General features: G+C 44.7%; 25 protein-coding genes. 15 read left to right on the top strand and 10 right to left on the bottom strand.

The genetic code is table 11. The features are described from left to right. Positions 1–30: 30 nt before the first annotated feature. The 4 genes from UQW94_RS05430 (at position 31) to putP (ending at position 6,730) form a co-directional block, all read left to right on the top strand. Positions 31–843 carry an AraC family transcriptional regulator gene (locus UQW94_RS05430; RefSeq protein WP_225495768.1) on the top strand — a complete coding sequence of 271 codons (813 nt, stop codon included), beginning with the start codon at positions 31–33 and terminating at the stop codon, positions 841–843. 406 nt (positions 844–1,249) lie between these two features. After that, positions 1,250–4,381, top strand: coding sequence for a bifunctional proline dehydrogenase/L-glutamate gamma-semialdehyde dehydrogenase PutA (gene putA, locus UQW94_RS05425; protein WP_222712164.1), 3,132 nt, complete (start codon positions 1,250–1,252; stop codon positions 4,379–4,381). Between the two features lie 11 nt (positions 4,382–4,392). Then, positions 4,393–5,100, top strand: coding sequence for a 1-pyrroline-5-carboxylate dehydrogenase (locus UQW94_RS05420; protein WP_005374581.1), 708 nt, complete (start codon positions 4,393–4,395; stop codon positions 5,098–5,100). Between the two features lie 136 nt (positions 5,101–5,236). Then, the gene (gene putP, locus UQW94_RS05415; RefSeq protein ID WP_213873680.1) at positions 5,237–6,730 is read left to right on the top strand and encodes a sodium/proline symporter PutP; all 1,494 of its coding nucleotides are present in this window, start codon (positions 5,237–5,239) and stop codon (positions 6,728–6,730) included. 124 nt (positions 6,731–6,854) lie between these two features. Here putP and UQW94_RS05410 read toward each other — a convergent pair whose 3' ends face one another. Then, positions 6,855–7,388, bottom strand: coding sequence for a GNAT family N-acetyltransferase (locus UQW94_RS05410; protein ID WP_017820066.1), 534 nt, complete (start codon positions 7,386–7,388; stop codon positions 6,855–6,857). A gap of 148 nt (positions 7,389–7,536) precedes the next feature. Between UQW94_RS05410 and UQW94_RS05405 the strand changes: the two genes are divergently transcribed. Next, positions 7,537–7,776: an RNA recognition motif domain-containing protein gene (locus UQW94_RS05405; RefSeq protein ID WP_005374587.1), complete on the top strand. Its 240-nt coding sequence runs from the start codon at positions 7,537–7,539 to the stop codon at positions 7,774–7,776. Between the two features lie 91 nt (positions 7,777–7,867). Here the strand turns inward: UQW94_RS05405 and UQW94_RS05400 are convergent, their stop codons facing one another. After that, the gene (locus UQW94_RS05400; protein WP_222712163.1) at positions 7,868–8,302 is read right to left on the bottom strand and encodes a hypothetical protein; all 435 of its coding nucleotides are present in this window, start codon (positions 8,300–8,302) and stop codon (positions 7,868–7,870) included. An 18-nt stretch (positions 8,303–8,320) separates the two neighbouring features. Further along, a complete protein-coding gene (locus UQW94_RS05395) occupies positions 8,321–8,854 on the bottom strand; it encodes a GNAT family N-acetyltransferase (protein ID WP_053350137.1) in 534 nt (177 codons plus the stop codon). Positions 8,855–9,212: 358 nt separating this feature from the next. On the opposite strand from UQW94_RS05395, the gene UQW94_RS05390 reads away from it, so the two are divergent. After that, the gene (locus UQW94_RS05390; protein WP_005374593.1) at positions 9,213–9,461 is read left to right on the top strand and encodes a hypothetical protein; all 249 of its coding nucleotides are present in this window, start codon (positions 9,213–9,215) and stop codon (positions 9,459–9,461) included. A gap of 292 nt (positions 9,462–9,753) precedes the next feature. Then, entirely contained in the window at positions 9,754–10,230 is a 477-nt protein-coding gene (locus UQW94_RS05385) for an Lrp/AsnC family transcriptional regulator (protein ID WP_005374595.1), read from the top strand. 103 nt (positions 10,231–10,333) lie between these two features. Here UQW94_RS05385 and UQW94_RS05380 read toward each other — a convergent pair whose 3' ends face one another. Next, entirely contained in the window at positions 10,334–11,041 is a 708-nt protein-coding gene (locus UQW94_RS05380; RefSeq protein WP_322142068.1) for a DUF445 domain-containing protein, read from the bottom strand. Positions 11,042–11,633: 592 nt separating this feature from the next. After that, positions 11,634–13,484, bottom strand: coding sequence for an ABC transporter ATP-binding protein (locus UQW94_RS05375; protein WP_005374597.1), 1,851 nt, complete (start codon positions 13,482–13,484; stop codon positions 11,634–11,636). 404 nt (positions 13,485–13,888) lie between these two features. Here UQW94_RS05375 and UQW94_RS05370 point away from each other — a divergent pair, with 404 nt between their 5' ends. Both UQW94_RS05370 and UQW94_RS05365 read left to right on the top strand, forming a co-directional pair. Further along, complete coding sequence (locus UQW94_RS05370; protein WP_005374598.1) at positions 13,889–14,890, top strand: arginine deiminase-related protein; 1,002 nt, start codon at positions 13,889–13,891, stop codon at positions 14,888–14,890. 265 nt (positions 14,891–15,155) lie between these two features. Next, the gene (locus UQW94_RS05365; RefSeq protein WP_256913718.1) at positions 15,156–16,394 is read left to right on the top strand and encodes a DEAD/DEAH box helicase; all 1,239 of its coding nucleotides are present in this window, start codon (positions 15,156–15,158) and stop codon (positions 16,392–16,394) included. Between the two features lie 66 nt (positions 16,395–16,460). Here the strand turns inward: UQW94_RS05365 and UQW94_RS05360 are convergent, their stop codons facing one another. Continuing rightward, on the bottom strand, positions 16,461–17,153 hold the full coding sequence (locus UQW94_RS05360) for an MOSC domain-containing protein (protein ID WP_005383543.1): 693 nt from the start codon (positions 17,151–17,153) through the stop codon (positions 16,461–16,463). Between the two features lie 111 nt (positions 17,154–17,264). On the opposite strand from UQW94_RS05360, the gene UQW94_RS05355 reads away from it, so the two are divergent. Both UQW94_RS05355 and UQW94_RS05350 read left to right on the top strand, forming a co-directional pair. Then, positions 17,265–18,080, top strand: coding sequence for an AraC family transcriptional regulator (locus UQW94_RS05355; protein WP_025768697.1), 816 nt, complete (start codon positions 17,265–17,267; stop codon positions 18,078–18,080). A gap of 88 nt (positions 18,081–18,168) precedes the next feature. Continuing rightward, on the top strand, positions 18,169–19,161 hold the full coding sequence (locus UQW94_RS05350; protein WP_154204091.1) for a zinc-dependent alcohol dehydrogenase family protein: 993 nt from the start codon (positions 18,169–18,171) through the stop codon (positions 19,159–19,161). A gap of 73 nt (positions 19,162–19,234) precedes the next feature. Here UQW94_RS05350 and UQW94_RS05345 read toward each other — a convergent pair whose 3' ends face one another. The 3 genes from UQW94_RS05345 to UQW94_RS05335 form a co-directional block, all read right to left on the bottom strand. Further along, positions 19,235–19,930: a VC0807 family protein gene (locus tag UQW94_RS05345; RefSeq protein ID WP_005383527.1), complete on the bottom strand. Its 696-nt coding sequence runs from the start codon at positions 19,928–19,930 to the stop codon at positions 19,235–19,237. Between the two features lie 166 nt (positions 19,931–20,096). Then, positions 20,097–20,627: a sigma-70 family RNA polymerase sigma factor gene (locus tag UQW94_RS05340; protein WP_322142184.1), complete on the bottom strand. Its 531-nt coding sequence runs from the start codon at positions 20,625–20,627 to the stop codon at positions 20,097–20,099. Between the two features lie 120 nt (positions 20,628–20,747). Continuing rightward, on the bottom strand, positions 20,748–21,434 hold the full coding sequence (locus UQW94_RS05335) for a DJ-1/PfpI family protein (protein WP_005374612.1): 687 nt from the start codon (positions 21,432–21,434) through the stop codon (positions 20,748–20,750). Between the two features lie 126 nt (positions 21,435–21,560). Here UQW94_RS05335 and UQW94_RS05330 point away from each other — a divergent pair, with 126 nt between their 5' ends. Both UQW94_RS05330 and UQW94_RS05325 read left to right on the top strand, forming a co-directional pair. Further along, positions 21,561–22,517 carry a LysR family transcriptional regulator gene (locus tag UQW94_RS05330; protein WP_322142067.1) on the top strand — a complete coding sequence of 319 codons (957 nt, stop codon included), beginning with the start codon at positions 21,561–21,563 and terminating at the stop codon, positions 22,515–22,517. 127 nt (positions 22,518–22,644) lie between these two features. Next, positions 22,645–23,184: a CAP domain-containing protein gene (locus UQW94_RS05325; RefSeq protein WP_213962284.1), complete on the top strand. Its 540-nt coding sequence runs from the start codon at positions 22,645–22,647 to the stop codon at positions 23,182–23,184. 77 nt (positions 23,185–23,261) lie between these two features. Here the strand turns inward: UQW94_RS05325 and UQW94_RS05320 are convergent, their stop codons facing one another. Then, complete coding sequence (locus UQW94_RS05320) at positions 23,262–23,681, bottom strand: VOC family protein (RefSeq protein WP_186585576.1); 420 nt, start codon at positions 23,679–23,681, stop codon at positions 23,262–23,264. A gap of 319 nt (positions 23,682–24,000) precedes the next feature. On the opposite strand from UQW94_RS05320, the gene UQW94_RS05315 reads away from it, so the two are divergent. Together UQW94_RS05315 and UQW94_RS05310 are read left to right on the top strand one after the other, a co-directional pair. Beyond that, positions 24,001–24,606: an AHH domain-containing protein gene (locus tag UQW94_RS05315; RefSeq protein ID WP_198039125.1), complete on the top strand. Its 606-nt coding sequence runs from the start codon at positions 24,001–24,003 to the stop codon at positions 24,604–24,606. 11 nt (positions 24,607–24,617) lie between these two features. Continuing rightward, on the top strand, positions 24,618–25,187 hold the full coding sequence (locus UQW94_RS05310; RefSeq protein WP_322142066.1) for an imm11 family protein: 570 nt from the start codon (positions 24,618–24,620) through the stop codon (positions 25,185–25,187). Positions 25,188–25,312: the final 125 nt, after the last annotated feature.

The following is a 25,312-nucleotide window of genomic DNA, read 5'->3' as shown; positions in this document are numbered from 1 at the left end:
AAGCTGACCGTGTAAAGACGACTGTTTAAAATGAGTGATTCAGATAACCAAAAAATCCTTTCATATCAAGATATTATGCTGCCAAAGCCGGCGGAGCTGATCACACTTCCGTCTTATATGGATTGCCACGATCATTCTTATACGCAGATCGTGATTGGTTTAAAAGGGCAAGCCGAATTTGAAGTGCGCGGGCGAGGTAATCTTGTCGGCCCTGGTCAAGGTTGTGTGGTTACCGCATGCTCTGATCATGCTTTCGGTGGCGTCATCAATCAATCGGATATTTTGGTGCTGAATATGCCCAAACCGACAAATGATGATCCTGAAATGCTTCAAAAAATCAATAACCTGGAGAGAGACCATGTCTACTTCCAGTTAGATAGTCAAATTCAGAAGCTGATACAGATGTTGGTTCAGGAAATGCGAAACCATCCGGATGACCTGCTGTTAAGTCGTGCGTGTAACGACACTGTGATTGCGTTAATGCAGCGCCATATCTCGGCATTTGAGACCAGTCGAAAAGAGTCGCGCTTTGATTTGGAGGCGATTGATCGTTACATTGAGCAGCACCTGAGTCATAAGATTAGTGTGGCTCAATTGGCCGGGCGAGTGTTTCTTGGGGAAAGTCAGTTCCATTGCTTGTTTAAAGAGCAGATGGGGATTACACCTCATCAATATGTTCTCGGAAAGCGAATCGACATGGCTCGCGAATTAATCGAGCAAGGTCACCTTTCTTTAGGGCAAATTGCCGAGTTTACTGGCTTCTCAAGCCAGAGTACTTTTACTCATACTTTTACTCGCTTACAGGGAATATCACCTTCCCGTTATAAAAAACAAGTTGGATAACAACGCGTTTTTTTAGGTCAAATAATCATCAATTAGAATAAAGCCATGCACTATGCATGGTTTTTTTATGTTTTATTCACGTGATCTATCTCTCGTTTTTTTAAATTCTCTGTTCTTTGCAGTGGTTGATATGCCACTTGATCCTACATTTTCTCTTAGAACGAGCTCTTCACAAAAATCTTATTGATATTCTTGATATTTTGTTGTGAATGCAATGAAAAAATTAAAATTTACAACACAAAATATTACCTATTTGAATGTGACTATGTGGATGTTTTGTTATAAAAGCGAGTTTTTGGCAAAAATGTCGTAGTTTTTGACAAGTATTCTTATCGGCCTCAAAATACACTGCCAGCCATTGATAATCCTCGAAGCGGTTTTCGAGGAGTGAGATTGAGGAACACACATGTTTACAGCTACGAACGTGTTGACACCGGAATTTATCGGGCAGCCGCTTGATAAGTTGTGGTCACTGATCTCGCCATTATATATGGTGGACGAGTCTCAATGGCTAGAGCAACTATTGCCACTAGCGACGCCGACAGAGGATGAAAAATCGGCGATCACTACCCAAACGACCCACCTTATCGAAGCCATTCGTGCCGATAAGAAGTCAATCCAGATGATTGATGCTTTATTGCTGGAATACAGCTTAGATACTCAAGAAGGTATCTTGCTGATGTGTCTTGCAGAAGCATTAATGCGCATCCCAGATGCCGCGACAGCAGATTCTTTGATTAAAGATAAGTTGAGTGTCGCAGACTGGAAATCTCACCTGAAGAACTCTGACTCTGTGTTTGTTAACGCATCAACATGGGGCCTCATGCTAACAGGTAAAGTGGTTGGTCTTGGTGAGCAAGGCACCCAGAGCCCAGGTCAGGCTGTAAACCGTCTGGTAAATAAATTCTCTGAGCCCGTGATTCGTAAAGCCATGTATCAGGCAATGAAGATCATGGGTCACCAGTTTGTTCGTGGTCGTACGATCGAAGAAGCGCAAAAGAACGGTCGCCCAATGCGCGACAAAGGTTTCACCTACTCGTTTGATATGTTGGGTGAGGCGGCGTTAACGACAGCGGACGCGAACAAGTACTTCAAAGATTACCTAATGGCGATCGAAGCGGTGGGTCGCGAGACTTACGGTAACGACACCAGCCCTGCGCCTTCGATTTCCATCAAGCTTTCTGCATTACATCCGCGCTACGAAGTCGCAAATGAAGAACGTGTAATGACAGAGTTGTATGACTCACTAATGCAACTACTAAAACGTGCTATTGAAGTCGACGTTGCAATCACAATCGATGCAGAAGAAGCGGATCGCCTTGAGCTTTCTCTGAAGCTATTTGAGAAAGTGTACCGTAGCGATCTTGTGAAAGGTTGGGGCAAGTTTGGTTTGGTTATTCAAGCCTACTCAAAACGTGCGCTACCAGTCTTGGTGTGGCTAAATGCACTCGCAAAAGAGCAAGGTGACGTTATTCCTCTGCGTTTGGTTAAAGGCGCGTACTGGGACAGCGAAATCAAGTGGTCTCAACAAGCGGGTTATGCAAACTACCCAGTATACACTCGCAAAGAAGCGACGGACGTTGCATACCTAGCTTGTGCTCGTTTCCTACTTAGCGAAGGTGTTCGCGGTAATATCTACCCACAATTTGCAAGCCACAATGCTCACACAGTTACGGCAATTGCTGTCATGGCGGAGCACAAAGAATACGAGTTCCAGCGCCTGCATGGTATGGGTGATTCACTGTATAACCATGTTATGAAAATGTACGGTCAGCCAGTACGTATTTATGCTCCTGTCGGTAGCCATGCTGATCTTCTTCCGTACTTGGTTCGTCGTCTGCTTGAAAATGGTGCGAACAGCTCGTTTGTACACCGTCTAGTTGATGCGCGTTGTCCGATTTATGAGTTGACCCATCACCCTGTGGATGTGTTGACGGGTTTTGACACGCTACACAACGACAAAATTCCATTGCCTGCCGATATTTTCCCTGAGCGTAAGAACTCATATGGCGTCAACATTGACATCGACAGTGAAGCGAAGCCATTTGAAGCTCAGGTCGAAAGCTTCATGGACAACCAGTGGGTTGCAGGCCCGATGATCAATGGTGAACGCTTTGCCGAAAGCATGATCAAGGAAAATGCGGCTGAGATCATCACCGCACCATACGATCGCCGAATTGAAGTCGGCAAAGTGGCATTTGCAACACTTGATCATGTTTCCGCTGCAATTGATGCGGCGCAAACTGCTTTCTCTGATTGGAAAGGTGTTCCTGTAGAGCAAAAAGCGGCTTGTTTAGAAAAGCTTGCTGGCTTAATGGAAGAAAATCTGGCTGAGCTGGTGGCGATTTGTCACAAAGAAGCGGGCAAGACGATTCACGATAGTATTGATGAAGTTCGTGAAGCAGTGGATTTCTGTCGTTATTACGCGAAACAAGCGCAAAACCTACAGCCATTTGAGCTAGAAGGTTTTGACGGTGTGAAACGCATTTCTAGCCGTGAAGGTCTTGGTGTGTTTGTGTGTATCAGCCCTTGGAACTTCCCGTTGGCTATCTTCCTTGGTCAGGTAACGGCAGCACTGATTGCAGGTAACACTGTGGTTGCAAAACCTGCTGAGCAAACAAGCTTAATTGCCGCTCGCGCTATTGAACTAATGCTTGATGCTGGCTTCCCTGCAGGTGTGATTCAGTTACTTACTGGTCGCGGCGCTGAGATTGGTCATGCACTGACTTCTCATGATGCTATTGCTGGTGTGGCATTCACTGGCTCAACGGCAACGGCGCAACGCATTAACGTCACGCTCGCGGAGCGCAGCGCGAAACCGGTTCCGTTTATTGCGGAAACAGGTGGTCAAAACGCAATGATTGTGGACAGTACTGCATTGCCAGAGCAGGTGGTGCGTGATGTGATTCGTTCGGCGTTTGCATCTGCTGGTCAGCGTTGTTCTGCCCTTCGTGTTCTATTTGTACAAGAAGATGTAGCAGACCGTATGATCAACCTGATTCAGGGTGCGATGAATGAACTGCATGTTGGTTTACCTTACCTACACAAAACAGATGTTGGTCCGGTTATCGACAGCAATGCTAAACAAAAACTCCTCGCTCACCTTGAGCAAATGAGCAAAACACAGACTAAAGTCGCTCAGCTACAGCTGGATGAATCGTGCCAGCATGGTGACTTTGTCTCACCAAGTGCGTTTGAAATCTCGGGCATCGATGTGCTGAAAGAAGAACAATTTGGTCCAATCTTACACATTGTTCGCTTTAAAGCGTCTGAATTACCGAACGTGGTTGCGCAGATCAACAAAACGGGTTTTGGCTTGACGATGGGTATCCATAGCCGTAACGAAACCACGTACCGTTGGATTGAGAAACATGCTCGAGTAGGTAACTGCTACATCAACCGAGACCAAGTTGGCGCTGTGGTTGGTGTACAGCCGTTTGGTGGTCAAGGCTTGTCGGGTACTGGCCCGAAAGCTGGTGGTCCACACTACCTCTTCCGCTTTACTCAACATCTTCTTGCTCAAGCAGAAAACGCATAAGGAGTCGCATAATGGTTCATCAGATCACCTATTTTAAAGATGCATTCTCTGCGTGGGAGCAGTGGAATCTGACTGATTTTGATTACAAATGCGAGCATGTTCTGGCATTTAAATCTGCACTAGAAGGGCAGCAGTCTACCGTTGCCAAAGTGGTTTCTTACCACTTGCAACAAGCATCAACTCTTCTTGCAGAAACTCACCAGTTAGTTGGCCCTACAGGGGAAACTAACGAACTGTATGCCGCAGGACGCGGTGTGGCTTTGGTGATTTGTGAAAACAACATCGAGCCTGCTGATAATGCGTTATACAGTGCTTTTGCGATGATCACCTGTGCCTTAATTGCAGGCAACAGTGTGGTCGTTTGCAGTGACAATGCAGAGCTAAACCAACTGGTTAAGCAAGCTGTAGCGTTGGCAAACTTCCCATCTAACTTAGTCCAGGTTGTTGCGTACGATGCGTCTGCCCCGTTGCTTGAGAGCGATGTACGTAGTGTGGGTTATGTTGGGCGTTCACAGATTGAGCATGCGCTCAATCTTCAACTAGCTAAGCGTGACGGTGCAATCGTCGGCTTAGTTTCTGAAACGGATTTAGAGTCACCGAAATTGGCTCATGATCCTCATCTCTCGTTGCGCTTCATTACTGAGCGCACTCGAACGATAAATATTACCGCGGTGGGTGGTAACGCAACTCTACTCGAGTTGGGGAACGAAACTCACTAACCTGACTTGTAATGCCAATCTGGAGTAACTGGACTGAGAGCCGGTCCAGATTGGTTTTTTATACTCTGATGTATTGCTGAGACGGTAAAATATCAGGGCAGGCAAGGAAGGAAATAATTATAACGAGGACTATCTAATGATAGAAAATAGCTTTGCTATCACGTCCACTTTTGTGGCGTATTTACTGATTATGGTTGCTATTGGCGTTTACGCGTATAAGAGGACTTCCAATTCATCTGACTACTTCCTAGGTGGCCGTAGCCTAGGTCCGTGGCCTGCTGCATTATCTGCAGGTGCTTCAGACATGAGTGGTTGGTTGCTGCTAGGCTTGCCTGGCTATGCGTACGCTGCGGGTATCGAGGCCTTCTGGTTAGCCGGCGGTCTACTTCTTGGTACATGGGCAAACTGGCTCATCAGTGCAAAACGCCTCCGTACCTACAGTATCCAAACTGACGCGCTAACGTTGCCAGAGTTCCTGTCACGTCGCTTCAACGATAAGTCGAAACTGATTCAGACAATCTCTGCGTTTTTCATTCTTCTATTTTTCCTTTTCTACACCAGCTCAGGTTTGGTCGCAGGGGGCAAACTGTTTGAGACGGTATTCGGTCTAGATTACACCTACGCTGTTATCATCGGTACGGTGTGTGTCGTTTCTTACACACTATTCGGTGGTTTCCTAGCGGTATCTTGGACTGACTTAGTGCAAGGTCTGCTAATGGCGGCTGCGCTAATGATTGTTCCTATAGCGGTAATGGACGGTGGTTTAGGTCAGCTAAGTTCTGATCTACATGACATCAACCCAGAACTTGCAACGCTATGGAGTGACGCGAAAGGCGAACCATTGTCTGCGATTGCCATTATCTCTCTAGCGGCGTGGGGCCTTGGTTACTTTGGTCAGCCACACATCCTAGCGCGTTTTAAAGCGTCTCGTTCAAACAAAGATCTAACGACTGCACGTCGTATCGCAGTGATTTGGACGGCACTATCTATGGTTGGTGCAATGCTTGTTGGTCTTGTTGGTCTGGTTTGGGTTACGGGTCATCCGGGTACTCAACTAGAAGACGGCGAGAAGATCTTCATGCTATTGGTTAACGCAGTATTCCACCCTGTCGTTGCGGGTATGTTGTTAGCAGCAATCCTAGCGGCGGTAATGAGTACCGCTGACTCACAGCTCCTTGTTTCATCTTCAGCGCTTGCAGAAGATTTCTACAAGCAAGTATTCAAGCCAGAAGCGTCTTCTGAAGAAATCGTAATGATTGGTCGTATCGGTGTTATCGTTATTTCGCTTGTTGCGCTATTCCTAGCGATGACGCCTGATAGCTCAGTACTTGGTCTTGTATCTTACGCTTGGGCTGGTTTTGGTGCGGCATTTGGTCCTGCGGTTGTACTTAGCCTTTACTGGAGCGGTATGAACCGTAATGGCGCGTTAGCAGGTATTCTTGTTGGTGGTATCACTATCGTAGTTTGGAAGCAGCTAACAGGCGGTTGGTTTGATGTGTACGAAATCGTACCGGGCATCATCTTCTCTACGCTTGCCATCATTGTGGTAAGTAAAGCAACGGGTGGTGCTGCGCAAGACGTGTTAGACCAACACCAGTCGTTCGAGAAAAAACTGGTTGAACTAGACTAGTAACTTCCCGTATATGAACACAAAGCTCGCTATTTTAGCGGGCTTTGTTTTATCTGAAACTTAATTAACGTTAATGGTGGTAGCTTGAGATCAAAGCTTAGCATTGCTCGGTTAGATTGGAGTGTTAGTCGCGACGAATTTTGGCGTAAATAACGGTGTTACTCAGCTCTCCCGATGTAGTCAGACGTTCGTTTCTGAGCTCTCCTTCGAACTCATAACCACAGCGCTCGGCTACAGCCCGGCTCTTTTGGTTGGTGCTATCAGCATGAATTGCGATTCTCTTGGCGCCCAAGTCATCAAACGCATAGCGCTCAACTTCGAGCACAGCCTCGGCAACATAACCATTGCCAACGGCAGCATTATCTAACCAATAACCTATCTCAAAGGATGGTACGTCGGGATCTCGAATCATCAAGCCGACCGCACCCAGTAAGCGATCGCTTTCCTTTTCAATGATGTAGTAACGCAGCTCTTCTTCGAAGTTTTCAAAGTTTGCGATGGCTTTCTCTGTCCCTTCTATCATCGCTTCTAATGTCAGCACATGAGGCACCCACGGCAGATAGACTTCGAGAGTCTTTTGGCTGCGAACGACAGCTTGATGCGCCTCTTCGGCTCGTTCTAAACAAGCAGGGATGAGTTTGAGACGTTTCGTTTCCATGCCGACTCTCCTATGGGTGAAAAATGAACGGAAAATCATTTAAACAGATGTACTTAGAATGATCTAGTCAACGCCGTCATATTATTCACTTGGTTTGCCAGAGAGAAACTGAGAGAATCGAACCGTTATCAAACCAACTAGGTTCATTATGAAACTTTTAGTAAGAAACTTGGCTCGTCACATGACCGAGCAAGATATCCGCAAATTATTCTCAGCGTACGGCAAAGTAGAACTGTGTTCGCTAGTGCTTGATCAAGACACGGGTTTGTCGAAAGGCTTCGGTTTTGTCATCATGCCGGACGAAGCAGAAGCCATTTCTGCTCTTGAAGCACTGAATTTGACGAACGTAGAAAAAAGCAAAATTCGCGTGAAAGTCGCACAAGACTAATACAGAGAAAAGCCAGCGTTATTGCTGGCTTTTTTGTCTTTCTATTTAGAGACCAAATTGGCAACATTCTAGAATGTCTTCTCTTTTCGTTTTAGCGAGATTGATCATCAATTCTCTCTTCAAGTAGTTTCATTAAATCCTTTAACTGTAGAGAATCGAAATTGTCTGAATTCGGCACTTGGTAAGCGTCGTTGACTGTGTAGAGCATCAAACTTTTGCTAGAGAGGAACTCTTTCTGTATTTGGACTTTGACAATGTCATCAAGAGGTAGACGGAAGTAAACCGTTGAGCCCTGGCGGTACTTCAAGGTGTTGGTGCTTGCATCGACATCTAGCGTTTTAGGATTGAACGCGCGGCGCGTGAAGTACGTTGAGAGCAGTTTCAATCCTATTATTGTGAGTGCTACGAGTCCAAACTCGACGATCTTGTCTGCTAGGTAGGAAAAATAGAACAGCGACAACAATACAGTTCCTAGCAAGAAAGGGTTGTTCTTGGGCAGATTTTGTGAAGTTTCATGGATGATCATCCGACATATCCCTCGACTTTATTCAGAAGCGACGAACGTGAGTTGGTAGACACAAACCTTTCGTTCTTTGCCTTGCATGCGCAATGTTTTGTCACCGATGTAAGGGATATTTAGTTTTTGGATCACCGATTTAGAACGCTGATTGTCCACCAAATGCATCACGGTTATTCCGTTTAACTCAAAGTGCATTCGAGCAAATTCGAGTAAGGCTTTGGAGGCCTCGAATGCATAGCCTTTCCCCCAATGTGGCACGCCAACCCAGTAGCCTAATGTACCGTAGCCCTCTTCGATACGCGGTAAACTCACTGCACCAAGTAACTCCCCAGTGTTTCGCAAGGTAATAGCGTACGCCACGCCTTGATGCTGCTGATACATCGGATCGTGCCTATCTATCCATGCTTGCGCCATCGGTCGCTCATAAGGATGAGGGATGTTTGCTGTCATGTCGGCAATTCGCTTATCTCCAGCGAGTAAAGACACTTGTTGGCAGTCATCGATATTGAATGGCCGGAGGACGAGTCTTTCGGTAGTGAGAATCGGTTGTATCGTCATGCATTTCTTCCTTGATGAGACGGCTATAGCTGCGAGCAACTGGTTTGCGGGGTAAATCAAGATAACAAGGCGTCTCGAAAGCTCGATCTAGCCAGCTGTAAAGTTGTCATGCGCCTTACTAAATAATAAGCCCGAACAATTGCTTATGTGTAATGTGTCGTATTATTACACACATAAGCACGTTTGCTCATATTGATGGTACAAAAGTTGAGGTCTGACCAATGTCTCAGTTTTTTGATACTTTCGTTCAATTTTTTGAAGATAGGGCACAAAAAATTAAAGGAGCTTTTTAATTGTGGAATTATTTTGAACAAAATATGTCAATTGTCAGTAGGACGAAAAAGTAGGGAGAAGAGAAATGCCGGATATATATTGCGCAGCTTGTAGAAAATCAACGCAACATAAAGTGATTATGAAGCGTTGCGAGCCTCAGTCTGTTGACTCGTTAACAGGCAAAATGGTGAGTTTTACACAGCTGATGGCGAAATTTGTATCAGGTGAACATTATTACGAGATGGAGCCTCAATACTACTGCCGTTGTTGTAATCATCGTGCAATTGGAGAGGTTGTTCCACATCCTACACGGCATACATCGGCCGCACTCTAATTCTGAGTGATAGCCATGATTAATGGCTAAATAGGGCAGTGTTGCCCGAACGACATATCTATACAGGCGTGTCATGCGCTTTCAAATTTGCGACTCCGCGGGAGCCGCTAGGTTGCTTTTTCTCTTCATATCACGGTTACTAAGTGAGCGGCAATAATCATAGCTCTTTCCCTCCTTCGTTGTTTTCTGGTTATTCTCTGCTGAATTTCACATGCTGTGCATTTGATGGTTTGCAATTTTTTGAGCAACGATTAATGTGATGCTTTCTAAGTGGTTACAAGGAAGTGGGTTAATGAGTTATCAATTGGACCGGATTGATTTACATATTTTGAGAGTGCTTCATTCGAGAGGCAGAATTCCAGTTGTAGAACTAGCAAAGCTGATTAACTTAACGACTTCTCCATGTTCTGATCGTGTAAAGCGACTAGAAAAAGAAGGGTATATCAATGGTTACCATGCAGAGTTGAATGCGGAAAAGTTGGGGCTGGATGTGCAAGTATTCATCCATATTCGTTTAGACCAAACCAGTTTTTCTATTTTTGAAAAGTTTGCGAAAGCGGTGGAATTGATGCCTGAAATTGAAGAGTGCTACTCGCTCTCTGGAGATTTCGATACCATGATAAAAGTTCGTGTTAAGAGCATGAAAGCGTATCAGGAGTTTATGTCGAGTAAGTTAGGCACGCTTCCGGGCGTGATTCAAACTCGTAGTGAAGTGGTCATAGAAGAACATAAAACGGGATTTGGTGTTAATCCCGAGCTCCTTGGTTAGGCGAGGCATGTGTTGAGCCTCCTTATTTAGCGTGGCTTGGTATATTACTTTTTCTCGATTAAAAAAGGAGCCGAAGCTCCTTTTTTAATAAATCGGTGAGCGATTATGCCCCGATAAAGGTACTGATGACGCCAATTAAACCACCAAAAACACCGCCCCAAACGACTAGCCAGCCAAGGTGCTGTTTAATCATCTTTTGCACCATTTCTTTAACTAATGCCGGTGTTAATTCGCTTAAACGTTGATCGATGATACCTTCAATGTTCTGCTTTATCTCATCCATCATTGCAGGAGATTCGAATTGCTCTTTCAGTGCTTCTTTGATGTTATCGCTCTTGCTCAACTCAATGATGGATTCTTGCATCTTTTCGACGAAAGGTTGGCGCATGGGTTGTAGCGCTTCCGAGCCGCCAAACATCGCTAGCATGCCACCAAACTGAGAGCCTTCAATTACTTCCACTAGGGAATCAAATGCTGGATTTAAATCTACTTTCTCAATTACTGGTTGAAGATCGATGTTCACACCGCCCGCCATTTCTTTATTCAAGAATCGGTCAATGTTCGCTTCAGTAAAAAACTGTTCCATCATCAGGTTTTTGATAGCCAGTTTAAACTCTTCAAATCGTGCGGGGATCACGCCAGAACCGTATAATCCAGGCACTTTCTCAAACAGCATATGGATGGCAAGCCAGTTGGTGATGGCGCCTGAGAACGCAAACAGCCCTGCATACCAAAGATAGTCGTTTTGTAATTGATGACCTCCAGCTATCAAAGCGATAGCGAGGACATTCGTTAGCAAACTTTTGTTCATAGTGACCAGTTATATATGAATATCGGAAAGAATAAGTGGGCCTGATTCTATACCTAAGTCACATTAAGATGCTAGGTTTTGCCGTGATGAGTAGTCTTGTAGAGAAGGGACAAAAAATGAATGTTCAGAAAAACAAAACCCGACAATCATTGTCGGGCCACTGCTTTTTCTTAGAAAAACTAAGATTCTATTTTTAATTTTAGATGCGGTAGATCTTACAACAAAGTTGGCATTTCCATCTTTCTGAGTAGCCAAATAGCTTGTCAGCCCAACTTGGTTTGAGTTGTACGATCTGCATTGAACCACATTTACACATAAGCTAATTACCTTATTGTTAATATAATAACTAAGCCATCTATTGAGTATAGCTGTTTCTCAAAAAGTGAAATGACAAATGAAGACGGCTCAATACTCTGTATTGTGTTCATTGCAATGGATACGCAACGAGGCGGTATATTAGCAGAAAAAGTGTGAGCTTTATCATGGAGAGTGTTTCATATATGAGAAACCACAATGGCTATATGAGCGTCTAGCCATGGATTAAAATAAAAAACGGCGCTTAAAGCGCCGTTTTTATTGAGCTTATCACTCGTTAAGAAGCGTGTTGATTGTCTAGTTCTTCAGCGATAAATCCGCCAGTTTGATGCGCCCAAAGCTGGGCGTAAATGCCGTTATTCGCAATGAGTTCTTGATGAGAACCTTGTTCAACGATGCTGCCTTTATCTAGCACGATGAGGCGATCCATTTGTGCGATGGTCGATAATCGGTGAGCGATAGCAATAACCGTTTTCCCTTGCATTAATTCATTCAAGCTTTCCTGAATCGCTGCTTCGACTTCTGAATCCAGAGCCGATGTGGCTTCATCCAGCACCAGCAATGGTGCGTCTTTGAGTAGCACACGAGATATTGCGATTCGCTGACGTTGGCCTCCAGACAGTTTTACACCACGTTCACCAACTTGCGCATCGTATCCGACATTACCAAATGGGTCGGTCAGAGTTTCGATAAACTCATGGGCATGCGCTTGCTTAGTGGCTTTCAGCAAATCTTCTTCTGTCGCATCTGGATTGCCATACAAAATATTGTCTCGAATTGAACGGTGTAACAGAGAAGTATCTTGGGTCACCATACCGATCTTTGAGCGCAAAGAGTCTTGTGTGACTTCTGAGATGTTCTGTCCATCGATCTTAATGCTGCCGTCTTCGACATCGTGGAAACGAAGTAACAAGTTCACCAAAGTCGATTTCCCGGCGCCGGAGCGCCCAACCAAGCCTACTTTCTCTCCTGGTTTGATGTTGAGGTCGAGATGGCTAATCACGCCTTTGTTCTCACCGTAATGGAAGCTGACGTTATCAAAGTGAATGCCTCCTTCAGTGACAACCAAGTCTTTTGCGCCTGGTTTATCTTTAATATCAATAGGCTTAGAGAGCGTTTTCATTCCATCGACAACGGTTCCCATGTTTTCAAAGAGGGCGCCAACTTCCCACATTATCCACATAGACATACCGTTTACGCGCAATGCAAGACTAACAGCAATCGCAATCGCGCCAACGCTAATGGCACTATCCAACCACAGGTAAATCGATAAAGCAGCAACGGAAAATACCAAAATATAGTTTGAGATCTCTACAGCGACGTCGAAGCCGGTCACTAGGCGCATTTGACGATAGACCGTATTCAAAAATCCTTTCATGCCTTGCTCGGCATATTGGGTTTCGCGCTGGCTATGAGAAAACAGTTTGACGGTTTGAATATTGGTATAACTGTCGACGATACGCCCTGTCATTGTCGAACGTGCATCGGCCTGCGCTGAAGCGACGTCTTTGAGCTTAGGGACAAAATAGATTTGGATAGCGATGTAAGCGAGTAGCCAGACGATCATTGGGATCATCAAACGCCAGTCTGCCGTCGCTAACATAATGATCATGCTGGTGAAGTAAACCGTAACGTAAACAAACACATCCATAGCTTTCATCACGGTTTCGCGCACAGCTAATGAGGTTTGCATGACTTTCGTTGCGACTCGACCTGCAAAATCATCTTGATAGAAGTTCAAGCTTTGATTGAGCAAATACCGGTGTGCAAGCCAGCGGATAGACATTGGGTAGTTGCCCAATAACGTTTGATGAACGAGCAACGAGTACAAGATCACCAATATAGGCATGACAACCAGCAATAAGGCTCCGTAGAAAATCAAATCCGATTTATTGTCTTGTAAGAACGTTTCTGGATTGCTGGTAGACAACCAATCAACCAGTTGTCCCATGGCGCCAAACAACATTACCTCAACAACAGCCACAATTGTGGCCATCAAAGACATGATGATCAAAGGCTTTTCATAACCACGAGTGTAATAACGCAGAAAAGCGAACATCCCTGAAGGAGGCTGATCCGGTGTAGATTTGGGGAACGGCTCTGTAAAGCCTTCAAATCGTTTAAACATAACTCATCCTAAAGTTAAAACAGTGCCATTTGGGGTGGCTAAATCCATCGATTCACGCTGCTTTGGACGAAACCGCGTGTATGAGAGTTTCTTGCCTGCTCCTCGATAAAGCAGACCGATTGACGAGAGGGGCGAAAAAATAGTCTAACCGATTGTGTCTTAAATGTAACTAGTTGGTTATGAGTGTGATTGTCTATGGTTCTGATTCTTATGATGAATTCTTATCATGTTCATCACGGTGCCATAAAATCTTAAACCTGCAAAGTGACAATAAAATTTAGGGAAAAATAAACTTAATGCAGCAAAAAACACTTTTGTGCAATTAAATTAATTGTCAAAACAGCAAAACTGAAGTTAACAATAAATTTACAATCTCCTCATTCTAGTGATAAGGAATATATTGGATGCTATTACACGAATCAGTGACCCAATTTGCTAATGGGAAAGAAGAAAGCACGCAAAGTGCTCAGCGCCAAACCGCAAACTGCGTAGTGATGGTGCCACCGAAAGAGTTTCGTTTTAATGAAGAAACCGCACAAGATAATGAGTTCCAACATAAAGTGTCACTCAGCCAAGAAGAAGTCTCACGTCGAGTAATGGCCGAGTTCGCGAGTATGGTTGCAACGCTGCGTCAAGAGGGCGTTCAAGTTGTTGAGTTTGATTATCCAACTTCAGATGTTGCGACGCCAGACGCGGTATTTCCAAACAATTGGTTTAGCACTACGCCAGATGGCACGTTGTACACCTTTCCAATGGCCTGTGAAAACCGTCAAAAAGAAGTACGTCCCGATGCGCTTGTGGCAGCACTAGCGCAAGCAGGGCGAGAAGTTCATCGACGCAGCAGTCTAACTGAATATCTTGACGAGCAAGCGTATTTAGAAAGCACGGGTGTGATGGTGTTTGACCACCTAAATAAAACGGTCTATGCCGCACTCTCACAACGTTGTGATCGTCTGGTTTTAGAAGATTACGCCGATCGTATTGGCTATGAACGAGTGATTTCTTTCCAAACTCGTTTGCCGTCTGGTGCGCCGATTTATCACACCAATGTGATGATGGCGGTTGGCGAACAGTTTTGCGTGATTTGTGACGAAGTGATCCCAGAATTTGAGCGTCGTTTTGTAATGAAGTCACTCGCCAAAGACAAGCAAGTCATCTCAATTTCGCTTGATCAGATGAACCAGTTCTGCGGTAACATTCTGCAACTAGAAACGATCAACGGCGACAAGGTGATTGCGATGTCGCAATCGGCGTACGATGCATTTTCACCAGCACAAAGAAACCAATTGGCAACGCACGGTAAATTGCTGCCATTCGACGTTTCTACCATAGAATCTATTGGTGGTGGTTCGGTTCGTTGCATGTTGGGTGAAGTGTTCTTACCGAATCGTAAAGCTGTGCTTTAATAAACTGCACATTTCTTTTCAGCCGCAGTGAAAGGCTGATGAAGCGTTCTCTTCAAGGGTTTTTAGCCGTTAGCTCTGTGGCAGTACAGACTAACGGCTTTTTTGCGCTTTTTAGTTTTCTGACGATTTGCGTAGGCGACGCTTGGTTTAAGCGCCTAAAATAGGATGGTTCACCTAGCAGATTGTGGTAAAGTCCGCGCCTGCGTTTTACCGCATCTTCATTATTTTTATTGCTTCTTCAACCCAAAGCACAAGGTTTTCGTTAATGCCATTTTCTACTCTCTCATTGAGTTCTGAGCTGATTCACGCACTGCCAAAAGATTTCAAGAAACCGACCGATATTCAAGCGTTGGCCATTCCTGAGCTGTTGGCTGGTCAAGATCTATTGGCTTTGGCAAATACAGGCAGCGGCAAAACCCTTGCTTATGGTTTGCCTTTGTTGGAAAAGCTGAGTGTCAATCCAGAGCAAAAAGCGCTGATTCTTGTGCCAACTCGTGAGCTGGCAATGCAAGTGAGTGAAGCAATTAACCAAGTTGGTCAAGTTCTTGAACTCAACGCAGTGTGTTTGTGTGGCGGCGTTGATAAAGAGCAACAACAGCAGGCGCTAGCGACAAATCCTCATATCCTTGTCGCGACGACTGGTCGTTTGGTTGACCTAGCAAATAATGGCTTGGATTTGAGCAATGTTCATTATCTAGTATTGGATGAAGCGGATCGTCTGTTGGATATGGGCTTTTGGCCTGACGTACAAAAGATTTCGATGCAAACCTTCAATCAGCGTCAAACCGCGATGTTCTCGGCAACGTTTTCAGATGAGTTGAAGGGTAAAGCGAAGCTGCTTATGCAGGCACCAAAGCAAGTTGCAGCGCATCAAGAAAACAGCACCAACCAAGATATTGCTGAAACGCTGTACCTCGTCAACAAAGGCAGTAAAACCAAGGCATTGATTGAACTGATTCAAAAAAAAGCGTGGACTCAGGCATTAGTCTTTATTGGTGCGAAAGAGAACGCCGATGGCTTAGCGAAGAAGCTGAATAAAGCGGGTATTCTGCCCAATGCGCTGCATGGCAATAAGAGTCAAGATGAGCGAGAAGAAGCACTGGCGCAGTTTAAATCTGGGCAAATTCAGGTGTTGATTGCCACCGATCTACTAGCGCGTGGCATTCACATTGAGCAATTACCTGTAGTGATCAACTTTGAACTGCCAATGCATGCAGAAACCTATGTTCACCGAGTAGGACGTACCGCTCGCGCAGGCGAACAAGGTGTGGCGGTGTCATTGGTTTGTCATGGTGAAATGGACGCACTAAACGCGATTCGTCACCTGACTCAACGTGCATTACCAGTGCAAGATCTGGCAGGTTTTCCAGTAACGGATAAGCCATCAACTGGCGAGAGCAAACGCGCGCCACGCGATAAAAAAGCCAACCGCCGAACTAATGCTAAGAAGAGCATTAAGCAGTTCCAAGGTAAGTCGAAACGCCCAGCCCCGAGTGCGAAGTAAACCAAAAAAAACACGCTCTGACGGCATAGTCGGTTCAGAGCGTGGCTTAAATTTTACTTTGGGGTGTTAACCCACAGTTGGGCCAACCAAGCGCATTTCCCAATCTTCAACTTCGCCAGTTTCTAGGCGGCGCTCGACCAACTTGCCCCAAGACTCGACTAACGGCAGCTCAGACAGCTTAGTGAGTTCTTTTCTATCTAAACAGCCAGTGAAAACCGCGCCCATGATGCGAGCCAGTGGCCATTCTGGATAAGGTCTTTCGCACAGAATAATCTCGTCACCTGCACCGATATCGCCTTCTTCCAACACTCGGAAATACCAGCCTGTTCGAAGCGTATCTTGCAGTCTTCTCGCCATGTCGTGTTGGTCAAAACGTACGTTAAGTTTCCAACAAGGCATGCGACCTTGCGACACTTCCAGTAGTGTTGAGCCGATGCGAATTTTATCTTTCAAGCAAATCGTGGATTCGGTGACGCCTTCGGAGCTGATGTTTTCGCCAAAGCCGCCGGCGGATTGGAAAATTGGTCTTTTGCCTAATTCTTGTTGCCATATTGGGTAGTGCTCGCTTGGGTAAATATGAAGCGCTTTTTGAATGCCACCATGAAAGCGCGGATCACCTTGCTCATCACTGGTAAAGCCAAGCTCTGTTGCGTGCTGGCGCTCAGGTAGCACTTGTTTGTTGATTGCGCTTTGCACTCCATGAGCATAAGGGACGGTTTTCCCTGCTAGCACAGCTTTTACGACGCCGATTTTCTTCATATAACCTCCTTATTATTTGAATGAGAGATAAAGTGTTTACCTTCATTCGCGATGCGGAGCATGATAGCCTAGTAAACTTGTGTCGGTGTAGGGATGAAAAGACAACTAACAATGCTAACTCGCCAAATTGATTCGAAGTCAGGCGTCGTCACCTCCAATGAGATGATGGCCGCGAATCCCCATTCTCCTGTTTTAGTGAAAACCATCGACATGCCAAAAGGTTACATTGATGCGCTGCATCAACACACTTGGCATCAAATCATCTTTCCTATCAAAGGGTTATTGCAAACACAAACGGAGCATTATCAGCACTTGGTTCCACACACCTCTGCGTTATTTGTTCCTGCGGGTGTTCAACACGAGTCGATTGCTCTAAGCAATACGATATTTGTTGGCATTTACCTCAACCCTGAGTTTGGTGCGACGTACGAGCCACAAGTGAGAACCATTGCTTTAACGTCGTTTTTAAATGAGCTTTTACAAGAGATCCGCAGACTGTGTGAAGGTGAGACAAGCCACGAAGAAGTGTTGCATTTACTGGCGGTGCTGCATGATCAAATTTTGAAACGCAACGTGCAGACATTTCAGTTATTGCTGCCACAAGACAGACGACTAAAACTGATTTTCGAGCGACTGACTGACGAGCCAGCGTTGAGCTGTTCGCTAAAAGAGTGGGGGGAGAAAATTGGGGCGTCTGAGCGTACTTTATCACGGCTGTTCGCCAAGGAATTCAACACTTCATTTCTACTTTGGCGGCAACAAATTCGGCTAATTTACTCGCTTTCTTTGTTAGATGAATCGTTGCCAATCCAAGCCATTGCAGACCTAGTGGGTTATCAAAATGACTCATCCTACATCAAAGCATTTAAAGCCTATTTTGATATGACGCCACAACAGTTTAGAGTGAACGGCGCATCGCGCAGGTAGAAATACAGAGCTTCGACTTCACTTAATGCTTTTGAGTAGAAGTCGCGAAACTTCCTTTTTGAATTTCAATTACATGGTATGAATAACAATGGCACCAACGATAAATACTCGAGTGAATCAATTCTGTTTTGGTCAACCCAAAACGTCGCTGTCGTTGGAAAAAGAGCCCCTCAAACCGCTTGCTCAGGGCAAGGTTCGGGTGCGACTGGAAGCCACCAATATTAACCCAAGTGACTTGCTTTCCATTCATGGTGTTGGGCAATACCGCCGCGTTCACGTACCACCTCGCGTGCCGGGATTTGAAGCGGTTGGGCGTGTGGTGGAAGTCAGTGCAGTTGGTCAAACTGGCCTTCAAGTTGGGCAAAAGGTGTTGGTGGCGATGAGTGGTACTTGGCAATACTACATAGATGCCTCGCCTGAGAATCTTTTTCCGCTACCTGAGAGTTTGGAGAACGGCTATGCCTGCCAATTGTACATCAACGCGCTAACCGCGTGGGTTATCACCACTAAAGTGGCGAAGTTGAACAAAGGCGATGTGGTGATCATCAATGCGGCAGGGTCAGCGATCGGTAAGATATTCGCCCAGCTTGCTCACTCACTGGGTTTTACACTGATTGCTGTGACTTCAAAGCCAGAAAAGTATCCGTACGATACGATTCCAGTGTTGGACGCAAAACAAGACTTACACGCGCAGCTGCAAACGCGCCAACTGCCACAACCAACGGTCGCTTTGGATGCGATAGGCGGTGAGGCTGGCACGGATCTCATTCGTACCTTGAAAGAAAACGGCCAATACATCAACTACGGAACATTGTCGTTAACGCCTTATACGCCTGAGTTTTTTGAATCGATGAAGGCCAACAACATCGACTTTAGTACATTCTTTTTGCGGTATTGGGAAGAATCGGTAGGTAAAGGCGGGAGAAAGACGGTGTTCGCTGAAATGTTAGAACACTTTATTAGCAGCGACATAAAGTTAAACGTTGCATATGATCTGTCGTTAGAGGACTTTCAAACAGCGATTGAAATGGTTGAGCGACGCTCGTCAGCAGTGTCAGGTAAAATCATTTTGACGCTATGATTTACAGTGAGTCTGTTGAGAAAAGGGAGGATAAAATCCTCCCTTTTTTATGGGTTTATTTGTAATGATAGGGCTATTTTAGATGGAAGATTTGCTCTGTTTCGAGCGATGTCATCGCACGTACTTGACGCCAAATGTAATAAAAAATACCGAACATCATCAACATACTTGGGATGGCAATCATTGGGTAACTGTACAGCGTCATTTTCCCTAACTCTTCGTTAAAGGCAGCAGTACCAGAAGGGCTAGTCACAATCCAAGTCGCAAGGAAGTAGTTCATTGCAGATGAGAACGCAAAAGTACTTGCAAACAGGTAGTTAGAAGACATAAGGCAACGTTCGAACGCATCGGTTTTACCATTTTCTTTTAAACGTTGGTTAATCAACGCGAGATTCAACACTGTGTCATTCAGTACTAACTTCTGCATCAGTGGGTAGCGGGTAAACGTTGAACCCAAAACCGCTAAACCGATCAGGCCAGGAATCAGGGCTTCTTTTAGTGCTAACCAGCGTGTATCAAGCTCTAACAAGCCGATGCCACCAGTTAGTAGAACACTGATAAAGCCCAGAGCAGAAATAAAGTTAAATTTCTTGTTACGGACAAGGTCCATACCGCCATAAATGATAGGAAATAGCAAAGCGACAACCAGCGCCATTGCTGTCCCTAGATGCTCATCGCCACTAAACTTCATCAAAATGAAGGAAGGGATAAATACGTTGAAAAGGATTTCAAATAAGGGATTCGGCTTTTTCGCCGTCGTGTTACTCATAATGTTTTACTGACTCTACTCTATGTCGGCTGTTATTGTACTTTGACAAGAAGTGTTCATCTAGTCGCGCTTGATGTAAAGCGTTAAAGCGTCGAGTTGTGTAACGACTTATGAAATAGACCGGAGCATAGCCAGTTAGTTTACATGGTTGACTACTTTTTGTGTCTTAATGACTTTCCTTCTGTGCGATGATCTGATTACGCGCTCTGAATAATCGAGTCGCCACTGTGTTGTGGTTGAGCCTCAAGGCTTGGGCAATTTCATCATGATTCAACCCAGCCACTAAGCTCAAGAGCAACGGCTCTCGGTATTTGGGTTCGAGAATCATCATTTGTTTTTGAAGCCAATCTTGGGCCATGTCGTAGTCACTGCCAGGGTAGGTTTTTGTCTGTATTACACACTCATCAATGTCGACAAAATCGTACTGTTTTCTATCAAAGCGCCGAGCATTCTCACGACGCAAAATAGTAATGAGCCAAGACTTCGCGGCGTTGGGGTCATTTAATTTATCAAAGAATCGCCACGCTTTCAGAAAGGTTTCTTGCGCTAAATCTTGAGCAAGGTGGTGATCTTTGCATAACCAATACGCGAGACGGTAAATCTCTTGGTATCGATCTTTCGTCAGTGCTTCGTAACGTTTATGTTTTTCCATAGCATTAAGATAAAAAGTTTGGAGAGCACGTTGTGTCTGCCAGATGAACGACAACCCTTTTTATCGCTTTTACAGTGATAAAAAGGGTTGTTCGATTAGGAAGACAAATTCGAAGAGTTAACCTTCCAAATATCGAAGGGTGACTCTGATTTCTTTCTTACACGCTTAAAATGGTTGGTTGGAAAAACGTGAGTACTGGATGGCATCTGCGACTTCCTGAGCTTTAGACTCTGAAGTCATAAGGTGAAGTAGCTTAAGAGCAGCTTGATAGCTAACTAGGCTACCGTTCGAAGTGATAACGCCATCATCAATGACAAAATTCTGGTCGACTTGTACTTTGACTGCTGGGTAATCTCTTTGAAAGCCGTTTTCACCTCCGGCCCAAGTTGTTGCTTTTTTGCCGTTTAAAAGGCCAGCTTCGGCTAACAAATACGCGCCAGAGCAATTACTTGCCATCCAATCTGCCGCCTTTGAGGTAGTTTTAATAAAGTGAATGAGATCTTTATTTTCGATTAGTGCATCCATGTCATAGCTGGATGTTAAAACCAATACGTCGAGTTCCGGCAGATCACCAATCCAAGCATCCACCCCAATTTTTAATCCTTCTTCAGTGGTGATGGTTTTCTGATCGGAGACGGAAATGGTGAGCACGTCATAATCACTAAACCAAGTGAGACGACTTGCGACGCCAAAAACCTCTAAAGGCGCAGTAACATCAGAGGTCAGTACGCCATCGTAAACCAGAATACCAATTCGTTTATCTGCGGCATGTGCTGTTTGAAGCACCCCAAAGAATAGGACTAGTGTCGCTATCAATAGTTGTAGTGCATTCTTCAATCCGTTTTTACCCATGGTTTTTTCCTCGCTAACAGAGCATCAAGTTATTGAGGTTCATTATATTTAGGCTAATTAGTGATTGAAGAGCCACTTGGTCTTTACTAAAGTGAATAAAATTCATGAATAGAGTTCATTGGTTATATGGATAAGATACGGTCCCTACGATTTTTTATTGCCACTTTAGATGGCGGTAGTTTTGCTGCGGCTGCCAAAGTGTATGGCACTGACCCTTCGACCGTGAGTAAAGCCATACATCGTCTTGAAAGCGATTTGGGTATACAGCTTTTTCAACGTTCTACGCGACAGAGCCGCCTGACAGAAGCTGGTCGTAGGTACGCAAATACTGCTAGGTTTGTACTGGAGGAGCTGGCGGCATGTGAGGATTCATTAAAAAGTCACAATGATGCGCTTTCAGGGCAGCTTAAGATTAATGTGCCAGTCTCGTACGGTCGCCTCTATATTCGTCCTTTATTAAAAGAGTTTTGTCGCCGCTACCCTAACATCACTATCGATATTCATTACGATGACGCCTACGTTGATATTATTGAGCAAGGTATTGATGTGTCGATTCGCTCTGGTGTCGTTCACGATAGTCAATTGATTGTGCGTCAGCTGAGCCCTATCGATTTTATCATTTGTGCCAGTCAGGATTACTTAGCGCGCCATGGTGTTCCGAGTGGCCCGGGTGTATTCAATGACCATTCTTGGGTTCGTTTTCGTTTTAAACAAACGGGAAAACTGTTGCCGATTCGGATGCCAGAACCAGACGGTGCGAGTGAATATGACCCCGAAAGAAACTACATTGTAAATGACGGTGAATCCATGGCAGAGCTTTGCGCAGAAGGCTTAGGATTAACTCAGATCCCTCATTTTATCGCGAGAGACTGGCTTAAAGCGGGGCGTTTAGTGCCGATATTTCCGAGCATGCGCCAAGCAGGAAATGGCGTGTATCTTCTCTATGCCAACCGGGAATATGTGCCTGCCCGAGTGAGGGTGTTCATCGATTTTATCACTCAAGCAATACAGGATATGGATGAAACGCCATTCCATACTTGGGCTGAAACGTTGCCGATTTATCGACCGAACCAAGGCGATTGAAAACTTCATGTGAGTCTTTGGTTAAAAACCCCTAAGCTATATGGTGCTTTTATTGGTTTTTGTTAGTTTATTGGGCGTTATTATCGAAAAGCGCAGTTTGCTCTTCGTCACTCATAAAGGAAAGACAATGCCAACTAAGATCTTAGTGCCTGCTTTGGCCCTACTTCTCAGCGCATGTGGCGGCGATGGGGAGTCGTCAGCCCCAACAGAAAGCGGCTCACAAAACACAGGTTCCACATCGTCACAAGGCACATTTGCCGAGCAGATGCTTGCAGCGGTCAACAGCGCCCGCTCTACTACACAACAGTGTGGCGCAACCACCATGCCACCTGTTGGGGCCCTGACTTGGAGCTACGATTTGGAAAGCGCCGCTTATCGACATTCAAGCGATATGGCGAACAGCGATTTCATGAGCCACACAGGCTCTGATGGCAGCAAAATGTCAGATCGAGTTAACGCAACGGGTTATGCTTGGAGCGCCATTGGTGAGAATGTCGCCGTAGGGCAAAGTACCATTAACGCCGTCGTTAACGCGTGGTTATCGAGTGAAGGTCACTGCCTTAATATCATGAGTGCGGATTTTGATCAGATGGGCGCGTCGCTTGTCGAAAATCACTCTGCACGTTACGGGTATTACTGGACTCAGGTTTTCGCCAAACAGCGCTAATGCGATAAAGAAGCCTGATAGATAAAATAAAACGCCAGCAGTCACTATCTGCTGGCGTTTTATTATTTACATCTCTTTTAGCTTGTCAGGTTACGAAGTTTTGGGTCATCCACCAGGTATTCAACAAATTCAATCTCAAAACCTGCAGGGTCAATAAAATACACATTTTTGCGGTATGGTTCATCAGCGCCAGGTTGGGCAATCGGATAACCTGCATCGGTTAGTCTTTTGATGATTGCATCGACGTTGTTGGTCACATAAGCAAAATGCGCTAGCCCAACTTGGTGCCCGCTCAACTCGCGGTTTTCTCCTTCGCCGTGGTCACTCATGGCTATGTATTGATACTCGTCGCCAAAATGTAGCCAGTTTCTTGGTTTGCCACTCCATTCGCCTTTACCTTCATCACGCACGTACCAATGTGGAAATGCAGTTTGGTAAAACTTCAGCATTTCAGGGATATCTTTCACGACTAAGTTAATATGTTCTAGTTGGATCATGATGTGCTCCTTTTTGTCATTTTCTAGCCAACGATGAATATGCTAAAACCTCAAGTTAAGTTGAGGTAAAGGGCTTTTTTAAAATTTTTTAGGGTGACCCCGTATTTAACTTAGAGTTCGGGATGTGGATGGCTTTAGAGTAGGAGTCAACAGGTTGCGTATAACGGACAGTTTGAAAATAGTTAGTTTATAGATGGAAATATATAATACTGTCATTTTCAAGAATATTAGACTGCTTTTGTAGACTTACTAATAAGCATTTTAACAACTAGATTCATAGTTTATTTTTTACACTTATTTTATTGCAAAGGGTTTGTTTGTGAGTGGTGTGAAAGAAAAATGTGTGTCGATTAAAGAGTTAGAGATTGATTTGCTTAATTCGACAGGTAACCCTAGTTTGGCTAAACAGCAGGCTCAAGCCTTTGCGATTCACTATGCAGGACGAGTAATTGACGCTGTAAAGTTTAGAAAAGGAAATATAAGTAAGGATGATTTGCTGCTGAGTAGACATATACGGTGGGAACATCACAAGAGACATAGTCAAAACTTAGCCAAAAACATGCTTTCGGCAAATCGAGGACCAAAGCCTAGCAATACTTGTGCTCACCATATAGTTCCTTGGTTTGATGATAAAAGCGCGGCCTGCTCTCGTTCGAGATTGCGTTTAGCTGCATGGGGAATAGATATTGACCATGAGGCGAACGGTGTTTGGCTACCTCGTTTCAGGTGTCATATACCTCATGATGGCATTCCAACAAAAGTAGCTCATAGCCAAACACATACTATGGTTTATTATCTCAACGTGGACTCTCTCCTTCGAGATACGATCGCAGAAGGACTTGGTCGTACTGGTATCATTGATACCTTGCGTGAAGTCGGAGAAATGTTACATGATGGGGACTTCCCAGTTAACCGTTTGATTTAAGTAAGCAAAAGATGAAAGTTTTTAAACTAAATCATGATGTTGAGAATTTCCCTTTTTTACAAGAAACTCAACTAGAGATTTCTATACAATACTCGGATGGCGATTTGCGGGAGTTATATGGTGAGCGTGTCGCTGATACTTGGATGATTATTGATTTGGAGTGGGTGAGTGATAACCACATGCTTACAACAAAACCTGATTTTGCAATCTGGCGTGCAGGCGAGTTTGCTTGTTCTGAGTCCGCATATAATCAAATAAACGAAGCTCTTGATTCCAGTTGTGAGTTTTTGCCATTACGCGTCGCTGGCGAGCGTTGGTATGCTATAAACATACTCAAAACTTGCGATGCCATTGATAAGGATCGCACTGTGTTAAATGTAAGAGCTAATGGTAAGCCAAGTCGTGTAAAGCGGTTTAAAAAATTAGTGTTGAGTAGTAAATCAATCAAATCCGGAGGCTTGTTCAGGATTGAAAATAACGGAAGCGGTGTTTACTGCAATGATGAATTAGGTGGTTTGTATGAAATTTACCATCGTTGTCAGCTAAAAGGTCTGATATTTGAAGCAGTAGAAACGAGTTAAAGCCCGCAATGTTTCACCCTAAGTGTATTTCGGCAGCTTTATTTTACTCTGTTATTTCTAGTAATAATTTGTTCCCCCCCCCCCAAAAAAAAAACCAAAAAAGCCAGCAGTTAGTACCTGCTGGC

The sequence above is a fragment of the Vibrio sp. PBL-C16 genome (assembly GCF_034321865.1).
GTDB classification, from domain to species: domain Bacteria; phylum Pseudomonadota; class Gammaproteobacteria; order Enterobacterales; family Vibrionaceae; genus Vibrio; species Vibrio alginolyticus.
This window is presented reverse-complemented; position numbering and strand designations above follow the sequence as displayed.

Bases quoted from the DNA above. Each gene is read 5' to 3' on its own strand.
- UQW94_RS05430 (WP_225495768.1), top strand. From the start codon at position 31: ATGAGTGATTCAGATAACCAAAAAATCCTTTCATATCAAGATATTATG.
- putA (WP_222712164.1), top strand. From the start codon at position 1,250: ATGTTTACAGCTACGAACGTGTTGACACCGGAATTTATCGGGCAGCCG.
- UQW94_RS05420 (WP_005374581.1), top strand. From the start codon at position 4,393: ATGGTTCATCAGATCACCTATTTTAAAGATGCATTCTCTGCGTGGGAG.
- putP (WP_213873680.1), top strand. From the start codon at position 5,237: ATGATAGAAAATAGCTTTGCTATCACGTCCACTTTTGTGGCGTATTTA.
- UQW94_RS05410 (WP_017820066.1), bottom strand. From the start codon at position 7,388: ATGGAAACGAAACGTCTCAAACTCATCCCTGCTTGTTTAGAACGAGCC.
- UQW94_RS05405 (WP_005374587.1), top strand. From the start codon at position 7,537: ATGAAACTTTTAGTAAGAAACTTGGCTCGTCACATGACCGAGCAAGAT.
- UQW94_RS05400 (WP_222712163.1), bottom strand. From the start codon at position 8,302: ATGATCATCCATGAAACTTCACAAAATCTGCCCAAGAACAACCCTTTC.
- UQW94_RS05395 (WP_053350137.1), bottom strand. From the start codon at position 8,854: ATGACGATACAACCGATTCTCACTACCGAAAGACTCGTCCTCCGGCCA.
- UQW94_RS05390 (WP_005374593.1), top strand. From the start codon at position 9,213: ATGCCGGATATATATTGCGCAGCTTGTAGAAAATCAACGCAACATAAA.
- UQW94_RS05385 (WP_005374595.1), top strand. From the start codon at position 9,754: ATGAGTTATCAATTGGACCGGATTGATTTACATATTTTGAGAGTGCTT.
- UQW94_RS05380 (WP_322142068.1), bottom strand. From the start codon at position 11,041: ATGAACAAAAGTTTGCTAACGAATGTCCTCGCTATCGCTTTGATAGCT.
- UQW94_RS05375 (WP_005374597.1), bottom strand. From the start codon at position 13,484: ATGTTTAAACGATTTGAAGGCTTTACAGAGCCGTTCCCCAAATCTACA.
- UQW94_RS05370 (WP_005374598.1), top strand. From the start codon at position 13,889: ATGCTATTACACGAATCAGTGACCCAATTTGCTAATGGGAAAGAAGAA.
- UQW94_RS05365 (WP_256913718.1), top strand. From the start codon at position 15,156: ATGCCATTTTCTACTCTCTCATTGAGTTCTGAGCTGATTCACGCACTG.
- UQW94_RS05360 (WP_005383543.1), bottom strand. From the start codon at position 17,153: ATGAAGAAAATCGGCGTCGTAAAAGCTGTGCTAGCAGGGAAAACCGTC.
- UQW94_RS05355 (WP_025768697.1), top strand. From the start codon at position 17,265: ATGCTAACTCGCCAAATTGATTCGAAGTCAGGCGTCGTCACCTCCAAT.
- UQW94_RS05350 (WP_154204091.1), top strand. From the start codon at position 18,169: ATGGCACCAACGATAAATACTCGAGTGAATCAATTCTGTTTTGGTCAA.
- UQW94_RS05345 (WP_005383527.1), bottom strand. From the start codon at position 19,930: ATGAGTAACACGACGGCGAAAAAGCCGAATCCCTTATTTGAAATCCTT.
- UQW94_RS05335 (WP_005374612.1), bottom strand. From the start codon at position 21,434: ATGGGTAAAAACGGATTGAAGAATGCACTACAACTATTGATAGCGACA.
- UQW94_RS05330 (WP_322142067.1), top strand. From the start codon at position 21,561: ATGGATAAGATACGGTCCCTACGATTTTTTATTGCCACTTTAGATGGC.
- UQW94_RS05325 (WP_213962284.1), top strand. From the start codon at position 22,645: ATGCCAACTAAGATCTTAGTGCCTGCTTTGGCCCTACTTCTCAGCGCA.
- UQW94_RS05320 (WP_186585576.1), bottom strand. From the start codon at position 23,681: ATGATCCAACTAGAACATATTAACTTAGTCGTGAAAGATATCCCTGAA.
- UQW94_RS05310 (WP_322142066.1), top strand. From the start codon at position 24,618: ATGAAAGTTTTTAAACTAAATCATGATGTTGAGAATTTCCCTTTTTTA.